Source organism: Pseudomonas sp. H2_A10 (assembly GCF_054680085.1).
Genome location: NZ_CP162821.1, coordinates 4,435,118 through 4,450,569, shown reverse-complemented (window position 1 = coordinate 4,450,569; position 15,452 = coordinate 4,435,118). Strand labels below are relative to the sequence as shown.

1 protein-coding gene is annotated in these 15,452 nt (G+C 64.5%); it reads left to right on the top strand.

Translation table 11 applies throughout. The features are described 5' to 3' along the window. Positions 1-15 precede the first annotated feature (15 nt). On the top strand, positions 16-15,444 hold the full coding sequence (locus AB4O23_RS20660; protein WP_460060384.1) for a non-ribosomal peptide synthetase: 15,429 nt from the start codon (positions 16-18) through the stop codon (positions 15,442-15,444). The last annotated feature ends 8 nt before the right edge of the window (positions 15,445-15,452 follow it).

The following is a 15,452-nucleotide window of genomic DNA, read 5'->3' as shown; positions in this document are numbered from 1 at the left end:
TCCGGATCCCAACAAATGAATGCTGAAGACTCCTTGAAACTTGCTCGCCGGTTTATCGGGTTACCCCTGGAAAAGCGCCAGCTGTTCCAGCAGGCACTGCAGAAAGAAGGGGTCGATTTCTCGCGGTTTCCGATTCCGGCAGGGGTAGAGGCCGAGGACCGCCAGGCGCTGTCCTATGCGCAGCAGCGCATGTGGTTTCTGTGGCAATTGGACCCGGCCAGCGGCGCCTATAACTTGCCAGGCGCCGTGCGTTTAAAGGGCGAGCTGAGCTTGAGTGCGATGCGGCAGGCGTTCGCCGGCCTGGTGGCCAGGCATGAGACCTTGCGCACGGTATTCCAGCGCCAGCCCGATGAGCGCCTGCGGCAGGTCGCCCTGGAGCCGTTGCTGGAGATTGAACAGCAAGATTTGACCGGCTTGGCGCCGGCGGCACGTGAGCAAGCGGTCAATGATGCGGCGACCCACCAGTCGCTGTTGCCGTTCGACCTGGAGCACGGTCCGCTGCTACGGGTGCAGTTGCTCAAGCTGGATGCTCGGGAACACGTGCTGCTGCTGACCCTGCACCACATCGTCTCCGATGGCTGGTCAATGAACGTGCTGATCGACGAGTTCATCCGCTTTTACGACGCTCATGAGCGCAACGAGGCGCCGCAATTGCCGGCGCTGCCCATCCAGTACAGCGACTACGCCCTGTGGCAGCGCCGCTGGCTGGAAGCCGGGGAGCAGGCGCGTCAACTGGAATATTGGCAGGCGCGCCTGGGCGATGAGCATCCGGTGCTGGAACTGCCCACCGACCGCCCACGCCCGGCGATGCCCAGCTACCAGGGCACGCGTCATAATTTCGCGATTGCGCCGGCACTGGCCGCGCAGCTGCGCAGTTGCGCGCAACAGCACAACGTCACGCTGTTCATGCTGTTACTGGGCGCCTTCAACGTGCTGCTGCACCGTTACACCGGCCAGGGCGATATCCGTGTCGGGGTGCCGATTGCCAACCGTAACCGCAGTGAAGTCGAAGGGCTGATCGGTTTCTTCGTCAACACCCAGGTGTTGCGCACCGAGCTGACCGGGCAAACCCGCGTTGCCGAGTTGCTGCAAGGCATCAAGGAGCACGCGCTCGGCGCCCAGGCCCATCAGGAATTGCCGTTCGAGCGCTTGGTGGAAGCCCTGAAAGTCGAGCGCAGCCTCAGCCACACGCCGCTGTTCCAGGTGATGTATAACCACCAGCCGGCGGTCGCCGATATCGCGTCCGTCAGTACCGCCTCCGGCCTGGAACTGGCACTGGTGGAGTGGCAGGGCCGCACCACCCAGTTCGACCTGACTCTGGATACCTATGAAAAATCCGGCACCCTGCACGCCGCGCTGACCTATGCCAACGACCTGTTCGACGCGTCGTCCATCGAGCGCATGGCCCGGCACTGGATCAGCCTGTTGCAGGCCATGGTTGCCGACGGCGAGCAGCGCATCGGCGAACTGCCGATGCTAACCGCCGCAGAGCAGCAGGTGCTGGTTCGGGACTGGAACCAGACCACCCAAACCTACCCGACCGAGCGCGGCATTCATCAGTTGATCGAAGACCAGGCCCGGGCCACGCCGCAGGCCCCGGCACTGGTGTTCGGCGACACCACGTTGAGCTACGCCCAGCTCGACGCCCGCGCCAACCGGTTGGCCCATGCCTTGCGCGAACAGGGCGTGGGCCCCGATGCATTGGTGGGCATTTGCGTTGAGCGCTCGGTGGAGATGGTGGTGGGCTTGCTGGCCGTTCTCAAGGCTGGTGGCGCCTACGTGCCGCTTGACCCCGAATACCCCCGGGACCGCCTGGCCTACATGATCGAGGACAGCGGCATCCAATTGCTGCTCAGCCAGCACAGCCTGCTGCCGTTGCTGCCCACCGACGCAATCCGTGTGATGGTCCTGGACCAGGCAACCGGTTGGCTTGACGGTTACAGCAGCGCATCACCGGCCGTGACGATCCAGGCGCTGAACCTCGCCTATGTGATCTACACCTCCGGCTCCACCGGCAAGCCCAAGGGCGTGGGCAACAGCCATCGCGCGCTGGTCAACCGTCTGTGCTGGATGCAACAGGCCTATAGCCTCGACGCCAGCGACGCGGTGCTGCAAAAAACCCCCTTCAGCTTTGACGTCTCGGTCTGGGAGTTCTTCTGGCCGCTGATGACCGGCGCGCGGCTGGTCATTGCCGCCCCCGGCGAACACCGCGAGCCGGCCCGCCTGATCGACACCATCGGCCGCCATGGCATTACCACCTTGCACTTCGTGCCCTCGATGCTCCAGGCGTTTATCCATGAGCCGGGCGTGCAGGCCTGCGGCAGCCTCAAGCGCATCGTGTGCAGCGGCGAAGCCTTGCCGCTGGATGCGCAGGTGCAAGTGTTCGCCAAACTGCCCCAGGCCGGGCTGTTCAACCTGTACGGCCCCACCGAAGCAGCCATCGACGTCACCCACTGGACCTGCACCGACGAAGGCCGCGACGCCGTGCCTATCGGTCGCCCGATCGCCAACCTCGGCACCTATGTACTCGACGCCCAACTCAACCCGGTGCCTGCCGGCGTGTCGGGCGAGCTGTACCTGGGCGGCACCGGCCTGGCCCGCAGCTATCACCGGCGCCCGGCGCTGACCGCCGAACGTTTTGTGCCCAGCCCGTTTGCCGACGGCGCGCGCCTGTACCGCACCGGCGACCGCGTGCGCCAACGTGCCGACGGTGTCATCGAATACCTCGGGCGCCTCGACCATCAAGTCAAGCTGCGTGGCTTGCGTATCGAGCTGGGCGAAATCGAGACACGCCTGATGCAACACCCCGGTGTGCGTGAGGCGGTGGTGCTGGTGCAGGGCGGCAAGCAACTGGTGGCTTACCTGGTGCCGGACGGCGAAGCGCCGACGGACCTCAAGGCCTGGTTGCTCGGCAGTCTGCCGGAATACATGGTGCCGACCCACATGGTGTACCTGGCCAAGCTGCCGGTGACCGCCAATGGCAAACTCGACCGCAAGGCGCTGCCGTTGCCGGACGCCACGCCGCAGCAGGGGTTTGTCGCGCCGCAGAACGCTCTGCAAAAAGCCCTTGCGGCGATCTGGAGCGACGTGCTCGGCGTCGAGCACGTTGGCCTGGAAGACAATTTCTTCGAGCTGGGTGGCGACTCGATAATCTCCATCCAAGTGGTCAGCCGTGCGCGCCAGGCCGGGATTCGCCTCAGCCCGCGCGACCTGTTCCAGTACCAGAGCGTGCGCAGCCTGGCGCTGGTGGCGACGTTGGAGCAGGCCAGCGTTATCGACCAGGGGCCGGTCAGCGGCGAGGTGATCCTCACGCCGGTGCAGCAGAGCTTTTTTGCCCAGGCCATCCCGGCGCGCCAGCACTGGAACCAGTCGTTGCTATTGACCCCGCGTGAAGCCCTGGAGCCGACGCGCCTGGAAGCCGCCCTGACCCAAGTGCTCAACCATCACGACGCCCTGCGCCTACGTTTTGCGCAACGGGCCGACGGCTGGCTGCAAACTCATGGCGCGCCGGTCACCGGGCCTGCCCTGTGGCAATCCCATGCCGTCGATGACACTGAGCTGGCCGCGCTCTGCGACGAAGCCCAGCGCAGCCTTGACCTTGAGCAGGGGCCGCTGCTGCGCGCCGCGCTGGTGAACATGGCTGACGGCACCCAACGCCTGTTGCTGGTGGTCCATCACCTGGTGATTGACGGCGTGTCCTGGCGCATCCTGCTTGAAGACGTGCAGCAGGCGTATGCCGAGGCATCGCTACCGGCCAAGACCAGTGCCTACCAGCAGTGGGCGCAGCAGTTGCAGGCCCATGCCCTGAACCTCGATGAACAGCTCGCGTACTGGCAGGCCCAGTCCGCCGACATGGACTTGCCCTGCGACAACCCCCACGGCGGCTTGCAAAACCGCCTGGGCAGCAAACTCGACGTGCGCCTCGACGCCGAGTACACCCGCCGGTTGCTGCAAGAAGCGCCGGCGGCCTATCGCACGCAGGTCAACGATTTGCTGCTGACCGCCCTGGCACGTGTCGTCAGCCGGTGGAGCGGTCAGCCCGGCGCCTTGATCCAGTTGGAAGGCCACGGCCGCGAAGACCTGTTCGATGGCCTTGACCTGACCCGTACCGTTGGCTGGTTCACCAGCCTGTTCCCGGTGCGCCTGCAGGCTGAGGGGCCATTGTCCAGTGCGATCCAGTCGGTCAAGGAGCAACTGCGCGCCGTGCCCGACAAAGGCATCGGCTATGGCCTGTTGCGTTACCTGGGAGCGCCGGCCGCCCGTGAAGCCCTGGCGGGCCTGGCGGCGCCGCGTATCACCTTCAACTACCTGGGCCAGTTCGACCGCCAGTTCAGCGAGTCGGCACTGTTTGTGCCGGCGGCCCAGGGCAGCGGCCAAGCCCAGGACCCCGAGGCGCCGCTGGCCAACTGGTTGACCGTGGAAGGGCAGGTGTATGGCGGCGAACTGACGCTGCAATGGGGCTTCAGCCGCGAGATGTTCGACACGGCGACCATCCAGCGCCTGGCCGATGAGTACGCGACGGAACTCAAGGCCTTGATCGAACATTGCTGCGCCACGCCGGCCGGGCAGGCCACGCCTTCGGACTTCCCGCTGGCGCGCCTGAGCCAGCAGCAATTGAACGCATTGCCCGTGGCGGGGCCGGCCATCGCCGATCTGTACCCGTTGTCGCCGATGCAGCAGGGCATGTTGTTCCACACCCTGTATGAGCCCGACGCCCAGGCCTATATCAACCAGTTGCGCCTGGATATCCAGGGCCTCGACCTGTTGGCGTTCGGCCGCGCCTGGCAGGCTGCGCTGGACCGACATGACATCCTGCGCAGCAGCTTCCACTGGCTGGGCCTGGACAGCGCCCACCAACTGATCCAGCGCCAGGTTGACGTGCAGTTGCACGTGATTGAAGACCTCAATGCCGACCTCGATGCCCTCGCTGGCGCCGAACGCGAGCAAGGTTTTGCGCTGGATACCGCGCCGTTGTTTCGCCTGATGCTGGTGCGCGGTGCCGGCGAGGCCTGGCATCTGATCTTCACCAGCCATCACATCCTGATGGATGGCTGGAGTAACGCCCAGTTGCTCGGTGAAGTCATTGCCCACTACGCCGGCCAGGCCGTACCGGCACCGTTGGGGCAGTTCCGCGACTACCTGGGCTGGCTGCAACAGCAAGGGTCGGGCGAGGCGTTCTGGAAAGCCGCCCTGGCACCGTTGCAGGCGCCGACCTTGCTGGCAGAAGCCTTGCGGCCACCGGTTGACGGCGGCGGCACGGCTGAGCATCAGCTCGTGCTGGAAGACGCCATAACGCGTGAGCTGAGCGAATTTGCCCGTCAACAGAAAGTCACCCTCAATACCCTGCTGCAGGGCGCCTGGAGCCTCTTGCTGCAACGCTATACCGGTCAGGACTGCGTGGCCTTCGGCGCCACTGTCGCCGGGCGCTCGGCGCCGTTGCCGGGGATCGAGCAGCAGTTGGGCCTGTTCATCAACACCTTGCCCATCATCAGCACGTTTTCGGCTGCGCAATCCACCGGCGACCGGCTGCGTGAACTGCAAGCCTTGAACGTAAGCCTGCGCGACCATGAACACGTGCCGCTCTACGACATCCAGGGCTGGGCCGGGCAACAGGGCGCCTTGTTCGACACCCTGCTGGTATTTGAAAACTTCCCGGTCGCCGAGGCCCTGAAGCAAGGCGCACCGGCAGGCCTGACCTTCGGGCGGATGCACAACCATGAACGCACCCACTACCCGCTGACCCTGGGGATAGAACTGGGCGCCAGCCTGCGCCTGGAGTTCAGCTACGACTGTGCGCGTTTCAGCGCGCGCCAGGTTGAACAACTGGCCGCCAACCTGCGGCACCTGCTGGTGCAATGGGTGGCGGATGCCAATGCACCGTTGGGCCGTTTGCAACTGCTCGACACCGCCGGGCAGCGCGACCTGCTTGCCCTGAGCCAATCGCTGGGTTCGGTGGCCCGTCATGACCGTGTGCACGAGCGCATTGCGGCCCAGGCCGAGGCCTCGCCGAACGCACTGGCGGTGCAGGCCGGGGATGAGCGCCTGACCTATGCCCAGCTCAATGAGCGGGCCAACCGCCTGGCGCATTGCCTGCTGGCGCACGGTGTCGGGCCGGGGCAGCGGGTCGGCCTGGCCTCACGGCGCGGGCCGCAACTGATCGTCAGCCTGCTCGCGGTGCTCAAGAGTGGCGCCGCGTACGTGCCGCTGGACCCGAACTATCCGAACGAACGCCTGGCCTACATGCTGGCCGACAGCCGCCTCGACCTGTTGCTCAGCGAAACCGGGTTGCTGCAGGATCTGCCGTTACCCGCCGCCCTGGTGCGCGTCGACTTCACCGTGTCGGGTGCGGAACTGGCCGTCTACCCGGCCACCAACCCGCCCAATCAGGCCATGGCGGCAGACCTGGCCTACGTGATCTACACCTCCGGCTCTACGGGGCGGCCCAAGGGCGTGGCCATCGACCATGCCGCCCTCGGCCAATTCTGTGAAACGGCGGCGCATTACAGCGCACTGACACCCGCGGACCGCGTGCTGCAATTTGCGACCTTCAGCTTCGACGGGTTTGTCGAACAGTGCTACCCGCCGTTGTGCGTCGGCGCGGCGCTGATCATGCGCGGCGACGAACTGTGGGATGCCGGGCAGTTGGCTCGGGAAATCGTCGACCAGGGCGTGACGCTCGCCGACCTGCCCGCGGCCTATTGGTACTTGCTGGCCAAGGAGTGCGCCGTTGACGGCCGCGCTCTGGGTAGCCTGCGCCAGGTGCATGTGGGCGGCGAAGCCATGGCGGTGGAGGGCGTACGCGCCTGGCACGCGGCGGGGTTGGGCAACGTGCGCCTGGTGAACACCTATGGCCCGACCGAGGTCACCGTGGTGTCCAGCGTGCACGACTGTCAGCTGGCGGATGCCAATGACACCTTTGGCATGCCGATCGGGCACGCTATCGACGGGCGTACGCTGTACGTGCTGGACAGTGCGTTTCAGTTGCTGCCGACGTGCGGCGTTGGTGAGTTGTGCATCGGCGCCGCGGCCGGCCTGGCCCAGGGCTATTTCGACCGCCCGGCGCTCACCGCCGAACGCTTTGTGCCGGACCCGTTTTCCGGTGTGCCCGGCGCGCGGCTCTACCGCAGCGGTGACCTGGCGCGCTACAACGAACACGCGGCATTGGAATACGTAGGGCGCATCGACCATCAAGTGAAAATCCGTGGTTTCCGGATCGAGATGGGCGAAATCGAGGCGTGCCTGCAAGCGCTGCCGCAGGTGCGCGAGGCGGCAGTGATTGCCGTGGCCGGGCCAGCCGGCGCGCAACTGGTGGCGTATGTCGTCGCCCGTGAGGCCGGCATCGACGGCCAAGGGTTGGCAGCGGTGTTGCGCCAGTCCTTGCCCGACTACATGGTGCCGACGCACTGGGTGCTGCTGGACGCCTTGCCGTTGAACAACAATGGCAAGCTCGACCGCCGCGCCTTGCCCGCGCCCGACCTGAATCAGCCGCGGGCCGCCTACCTGGCGCCGCAGAGCCTTCTGCAACAGCAACTCGCGGCCATCTGGCAGGCGGTGTTGCAGGTTGAGCAGGTCGGCCTGGGTGACCACTTCTTCGAGCGTGGCGGGCATTCGCTGTTGGCGACCCAGGTGGTCTCCCGTGTGCGCCATGAACTGAAGCGGGAAGTGCCGCTGCGCAGCGTGTTCGAGCATCCCACGTTGCTGGGTTTTGCCCAGGCTTGCGAGAGCCTGCAGGCGCAGGACAGTGTTCCCATGGTGGCGATGGAGCGTGGGGCGCCGATGCCGCTGTCGTCGGCCCAGGAGCGTCAGTGGTTCCTTTGGCAACTGGATCCGCACAGTGCGGCGTATCACGTACCGACGGCGTTGCATTTGCGCGGCCAATTGAATGTGCCTGCGCTTGAACAAGCGTTCCAGGCACTGGTGCAGCGGCATGAGGCGTTGCGTACCACCTTCGTGGAGGAGGGCGAACGTACCTTGCAGGTGATCCATGCCCACGTTGAACTGCCGGTGCTGCGAGAAAACGTGGAAGCTGCGCAGATCCAACGATGTGTCGAAGCGGAGATTCAGCGCCCGTTCGATCTGCTCAACGGGCCACTGATGCGCGTCAAATTGCTTGCGATCACCGCAGACCACCATGTGCTGGTGATCACCCAGCATCACATCGTCTCTGATGGCTGGTCGATGCAGATCGTGGTCGACGAACTGGTCAGTCTTTACGCCGCATTCTGTGCGGGCAGCGAGCCCGTGCTGGCGAGCTTGCCCTTGCAATACGCCGACTATGCCGCCTGGCAGCGCCAATGGGTCGCCGGTGGCGACAATGCGCGGCAATTGGCCTACTGGCTCGACAAACTGGGCGGCGAGCAGCCGGTGCTGGAGTTGCCGGTCGATTTCTCCCGGCCGGCCGAGCAGAGCTTTCGAGGCGCCCGCCTGGACTTCGCCTTGCCTGACGAGTTGGCGAGCGCCTTGCAGCAGGTGGCGCGGCGCGAACAGGTCACATTGTTCACGGTGTTGCTGGCCTCGTTCCAGATGCTGCTGCACCGGTACAGCGGCCAGAACGATATCCGTGTCGGCGTGCCGGTGGCCAACCGCAATCGCCTGGAAACCGAGGGGCTGGTCGGGTTTTTCGTCAACACTCAGGTGCTGCGCGCCGAGTTCGGCGACGCGCTGTCGTTCACAGCCCTGTTGCGGCAGGTTCACCAGTCGGTGCTCGAGGCCCAAACGTTCCAGGACTTACCGTTCGAGCAACTGGTCGAGGCCTTGCAGCCCCAGCGCAGCCTGAGTCATAGCCCGCTGTTCCAAGTGCTGTTCAACCATCAGAACCGCGAGCAACGCCAGGTCCGGTTGTCGGGCCTGTCCATTGAAGGCATCGCCTGGGACAGTGGCACGGCGCAATTCGACCTGACCCTGGATACGGTGGAAGTGGCGGGCGGGTTGGCGGCGTCGTTGACCTACGCCACGGACTTGTTCCAACGCGGCACCGTCGAGCAGTTGGCGCGCCACTGGCAGAACCTGTTGCGCGCTATCGTCAGCCAGCCTGCACAGGCGATCAGCGAATTGCCGCTGCTGGGCGCCGACGAGCGCCAGGTTATCCTGCGCGATTGGAACAGCCTTGAACTACCGGCCACCTTCGACGGCGGCCTGCACCAGCTGTTCGAAGCTCAGGCCGATGCAGGTCCCGAGCAACTGGCGATGCTGTTTGGCGAGCAGGCGTTGGACTATCGCCAGCTCAATGCGCGCGCCAACCGCCTGGCTCGACGCCTGCGGGCTCGTGGCGTAGGCCCTGAGGTTCGCGTGGGCGTGTTGCTGCCACGTTCGGTGGAAATGGTCGTGGCGCTCCTGGCGGTGCTCAAAGCGGGAGGCACCTACGTGCCGCTGGACCCGAATTACCCGGCCGATCGCATTGCCTACATGCTTGAAAACAGCCAGGCGCGCCTGGTGCTGAGCAATGACCCGGCCCAGGTTGGTGGTGCGCACGTGCTGGTGGTCGTACCCGAAGACGTTGATGCAAGCGCCCCGGACTGTGCCGACCTGCCTGCACTCGCGCATGCCGACAACCTGGCCTATGTCATCTACACCTCGGGTTCCACGGGCAAGCCAAAAGGCGTCGCCATCAGCCATCGCAACGCGGTGTCGCTGGTCCAGTGGGCCCAGGGGGTCTATCGTCGCGAAGACTTGCAGGGCGTATTGGCGTCTACCTCGATCTGCTTTGACCTGTCGGTTTGGGAACTGTTTGTGACCCTGGGCAGCGGTGGCTTCTTTGTGCTCGCCGAAAACGCCCTGGCCCTCGCCGATTTGCCGGCGCGCGATCGCGTCACGCTGATCAACACCGTGCCGTCGGCGATTGCCGCCCTGCATGCGGCCGGGCAAATCCCCGCCAGCGTGCGCATCATCAACCTGGCCGGTGAGCCGTTGAAGCAGCCACTGGTCGACGCGCTTTACAGTCACCCGACGCTGCAGCATGTGTACGACCTGTATGGCCCTTCCGAAGACACTACCTATTCGACGTATGTGCGACGAGTAGCGGGCGGGCAGCCGAGCATCGGGCGGCCGTTGGCGGGTACCGACAGCTATGTCCTTGACGAGCATTTGCAGCCGGTGCCGATCGGCGTGGCGGGCGAGTTGTACCTGGCCGGCGCCGGTATCGCCCGTGGGTACTTGCAGCGTCCGGACCTGACCGCGGAACGCTTTGTGCCGAACCCCTTCGGGGCGGGGGCGCAGCGCCTGTATCGCACCGGTGACCTGGTGCGCTACCTGGCCGATGGTCACATCCAGTACCTGGGACGTATCGACCACCAGACCAAGGTGCGTGGTTTCCGGATCGAGCTGGGGGAAATCGAACAGCGGCTGCTGCAACACCCCTCGATCGACGAAACCGTGGTGGTCGCCCATGACGGTGAGCACGGTACCCGTTTGATCGCCTACCTGGTGTCTGAACAGCCGGCGCCGCAGGCGTTGCATGAAGACGCGCGTGACTGGCTCAAGCAGACCTTGCCCGAGTACATGCTGCCGGCGCAGTGGGTCACGCTGGCGCGTTTGCCCCTGACGCCTAACGGCAAGCTTGACCGCAAAGCGTTGCCGGTACCTGAATTACAGCCTGCCCTGGCGGGCTATCAGGCGCCTCGCAATGAAATGGAGCGAGGCTTGGCTGGGCTCTGGCAGGAGGTGTTGAAACTCGATCAGGTGGGGGTGAGCGACAACTTCTTCGAGCTGGGTGGTGACTCGATTGTCTCTATCCAGTTGGTCAGCCGCGCACGTGCGTCCGGTATTCACTTCACCGCCAAAGAGCTGTTTACCCATCAAACCGTACAGGGCCTGGCACGCGTGGCGCGGCATGCGCCGCCGCAGGCCGTGGTCGAACAGGGCCCGGTGACGGGCGCCACACCGCTGTTGGCGATTCAACAGGACTTTTTTGCACAGGCTATTGCCGAGCGCCATCACTGGAACCAGTCGGTGTTGCTGCGTCCTGCCCAGGCCTTGCAGGCCGAGGCACTGGAGCAGGCGCTGCAGGCGCTGATCGGGCATCACGATGCCTTGCGCCTGAGTTTCAGCCAGGGCGCACAGGGCTGGGAAGCCAGCCACCGCTCACCCGCTGACCGGCCGGTGGTGCTGTGGCAAGCCGAGGTCGACGACAGCCAGGCGCTTGCGCAGTGGGCCGATCGCGCCCAGCGTTCGCTGGACTTGCAGGGAGGCCTGCTGCGCGCATTGCTGGCGCACATGGCCGACGGCAGCCAGCGCCTGTTATTGGTTGTGCATCATCTGGTGGTCGATGGCGTGTCCTGGCGCATAGTGCTGGAGGATCTGCAACTGGCCTACCGTCAGGCTCATGGCGCGCAAACCATCCGCTTGCCCGCCAAGACTTGCGCCTTCAAAACATGGGCCGAGCGTTTGCAGATATACGCCCAAAGTACCCAGTTGCAGGCTGAACTCGCGTACTGGCAGGCCCAGGGCGCCACTGGCGAACTGCCGTGTGACAACATCGAGGGCAGCCTGGAAAACCGCTATGCGGCAACCGTGCAGTCACGTCTGGACCCGGCGCTGACCCGCCAGTTGCTGCAAGAGGCCCCCGCGGCTTATCGCACCCAGGTCAATGACCTGCTGCTGACGGCGCTGGCGCGCGTGGTGTCGCGCTGGAGCGCACAAAGCAGTGCGCTGATCCAGTTGGAAGGCCATGGGCGTGAAGAACTCTTCGACAACCTGGATGTCACCCGCACCGTGGGCTGGTTCACCAGTTTGTTCCCGGTACGCCTTACACCCGAAGTCTCGCTGGACGGTTCGATCAAGGCGATCAAGGAGCAATTGCGCGGTGTGCCGCACAAGGGCATCGGCTTTGGCGTGTTGCGTTATCTGGGCGATGAGGCGTCCCGTGCGGCACTTAGCCAGTTGGCTGTACCGCGGATCACCTTCAATTACCTGGGGCAGTTCGACGGCCAGTTCGATGAAACCTCGTTGTTCGTCCCTGCTACAGAATTCGCGGGTGCCGAGCAGAGCGAGCGGGCGCCACTGAGCAACTGGCTGTCGCTCAATGGTCGGGTCTACGCCGGCGAGCTGAGCATGGACTGGAGTTTCAGCACGCAGATGTTTGCTGAAACCACCGTGCAGCGGCTGGCGGACGAGTACATGCTCGAACTCAAGGCGCTGATCGCACATTGCTGTGACGGGAGGGCGGCAGGCGTCACGCCTACGGACTTCCTCCAGGCTGGCCTGGGTCAGGTGCAATTGGACCGCCTGGCAGTTCCTGCGCGTGATATCGCCGATATCTATCCTTTGTCACCGATGCAGCAAGGCATGTTGTTCCACAGTCGCCTTGCGCAAAACGGTGGCGATTACATCAACCAGATGCGCGTTGCCGTCCAGGGGCTCGACGTCGAGCGTTTTCGAGCGGCCTGGCAAGACAGCGTCAATAACAATGATGTCTTGCGCACCGGGTTTATCTGGGAAAGCGAACATCAGCAGCCCCTGCAGATTGTTCAGCGTCACGCCGAGTTGCCCTTCGAAACCCATGACTGGCTTGAACGCGCGGATCTGGAACCCGCCCTGCAGACGCTGGCGCAACAGCAATTGCATCAGGGCTTCGACCTGGCACGGCCGCCGCTGCTGCGTCTGGCGGTGGTTCGCACGGCTCCCGAACGTTACGAAATGATCTATACCAGCCATCACATCTTGATGGACGGCTGGAGTAACTCGCAGTTGCTCGGCGAGGTGTTGCAACGCTATAGCGGGCAAGCCCCGGCCCCGCGCACGGGCAGTTATGGCGACTACATTGCCTGGCTCAAGCGTCAGGACGACGCTGCCAGCGAAGCGTTCTGGAAGCAGCAGTTGGCCAGCCTGGAGGAGCCGACCTTGCTGGCGCGCAGTCTTGACGCGCCGCAGAGTGAGTCGCAGCCTGGCCACGGTAGCCATCAGCAGCTGCTTGATCGCGAGCACACCCAGCGCCTTGGCGACTTTGCCCGACTTCGCAAAGTCACCCTCAACACCCTGGTGCAAGGTGCCTGGCTGCTGCTGTTGCAGGGGTATACCGGGCAGCCGACCGTGACTTTCGGTGCCACGGTGTCGGGGCGTCCCGCCGATTTGGCGGGTGTCGAGCAGCAGGTCGGCTTGTTTATCAATACATTGCCGGTGATCGCCAGCCCTCGCAGTGAACAGTTGGTAAGTGCCTGGCTGCAAGACGTGCAGTCGCTCAACCTGGCCTTGCGTGAGTACGAGCACACGCCTTTGTTTGATATCCAGCGCTGGGCGGGGCATGGCGGCACCGCTCTGTTTGACAGCCTGTTGGTGTTCGAGAACTACCCCGTGTCGCAAGCGCTGGAGCAGGGCGCGCCGGCGGGCATCGCGTTTGGCGAGGTCAGCAGCCATGAGCAGACCAGTGTGCCGTTGACGGTGCTGGTCGACGCCGGCCAGACGCTGTCGCTGCAGTTTGCCTATGACCGCCAACACTTCGATGCTGGCGTGGTCAAGCAATTGGCCGGGCACCTTCAGCACCTGTTGCTGCAAATGGCGGACAGCGGCGAGCAGGCCAGGCTTGGCGATTTGCGCTTGCTGGACGGTGCGCAACGTCAACAGATCGTAGACAGCTGGAACGCCACTGAAACCACCTACCCATTGACCTGCAGCATCCAGCACCTGATCGAGCAGCAAGTGCTGCGCACGCCCGACGCCACGGCGCTGGTGTTTGCCGACGAGCGTCTGAGCTATGCGCAACTCAATGCGCGGGCGAACCGCCTGGCGCATAAGCTGATCGAAGCCGGCGTGGGCCCTGAGCGGTTGGTGGGGATTGCGCTGGAGCGCTCGATTGAAATGGTGGTCGGCTTGCTGGCCATCCTCAAAGCGGGGGGCGCCTACGTACCGTTGGACCCGGAATACCCGCAGGATCGCCTGCGCTACATGATCGAGGACAGCGGCGTCTCGTTGTTGCTGAGTCAAGCGGGGGTGGTTGATGGCCTGCCGCTCGCCGCCGGTGTGCGCACCCTGCTGCTGGACCAGCCGGCCACCTGGCTTGAAGGTTACAGTGCCGCCAACCCGCGGGTCAGCGTGCACCCCGAAGGCTTGGCCTATGTGATTTACACCTCTGGTTCCACGGGCAAGCCCAAGGGCGCGGGCAACCGGCATTCGGCGCTGGTCAATCGGTTGTGCTGGATGCAGCAGGCCTACGGGCTCAGTGCCGCGGACACGGTCTTGCAGAAAACCCCGTTCAGCTTCGATGTGTCGGTCTGGGAGTTTTTCTGGCCATTGATGACAGGGGCTCGCTTGGCGATGGCTGCTCCCGGCGACCACCGTGATCCGTCACGGCTGGTTGAGCTGATCAACCGTGAGCAGGTGACGACCCTGCATTTTGTGCCCTCGATGTTGCAGGCGTTCATGCAGGCGCACGCTGTGGACAGTTGCCTGAGCCTGGCCCGTATTGTATGCAGCGGCGAGGCGCTGCCGGTGGACGCCCAGCAGCAGGTGTTCGCGCGGCTGCCGAAGGCGCGGCTGTATAACTTGTACGGCCCGACCGAAGCGGCCATCGATGTGACCCATTGGACGTGCCTTGACGAGGGCCGTGACAGCGTGCCGATCGGGCGGCCGATCGCCAACCTCGCGTGCTTCATTCTGGATGCCAATCTGGAACCGCTGCCGGCGGGCGTGCTGGGTGAGCTGTACCTGGCGGGTGAAGGGCTGGCGCGGGGTTATCACCAGCGCCCGGCATTGACCGCCGAGCGCTTTGTCGTCAGCCCGCAAGGGCGGGGCCAGCGTATGTACCGCACCGGTGACCTGGCGCGCTATCGCGCCGATGGGGTCATCGAATACGCCGGGCGTATCGATCACCAGGTCAAGTTGCGCGGCCTGCGTATCGAGCTGGGGGAAATCGAAGCACGGCTGCTTGAGCATGAGCATGTACGCGAGGCGGTGGTGGTAGCCGTCGACGATACGTCACTGGTGGCCTACGTGGTGCTTGGCGAGCAAGGTCGGCGCGAACACCCAGCCCCGGCCACTGAACTCAAGCTACATGTGGGCCAGGCGCTGCCTGCTTATATGGTGCCCAACCATGTGCAGGTTCTGGAGCGTATGCCGCTCAGCCCCAACGGCAAGCTCGACCGCAAGGCGCTGCCCAAGCCGGACGCCGGGCAGGCGGCCCAGGCCTACGTGGCCCCGGACAGCGAGCTGGCCCAACAGGTGGCGCAGATCTGGCAAAGCGTGCTGGAAATCGCGCAAGTGGGGCTCAACGACAACTTCTTTGCGCTGGGCGGGCACTCGTTGTTGGCGACGCAAGTGGTCATGCGCATTCGCCAGCAACTGGAGCTGGATGTTCCGCTCAACCTGCTGTTCGGCACACAAAACCTGGGCGAATTCTGCAGTGAACTACAGGGCCTGCAAGGCGATTTACAGCCTTTGCAGGATGAACTGACTAAATCTCTGGAGGCCCTCAAACGTCTATCAGCCAATGATCTTGAGAAACTGATTTCTTAATTGAGGGC

Bases quoted from the DNA above. Each gene is read 5' to 3' on its own strand.
- AB4O23_RS20660 (WP_460060384.1), top strand. From the start codon at position 16: ATGAATGCTGAAGACTCCTTGAAACTTGCTCGCCGGTTTATCGGGTTA.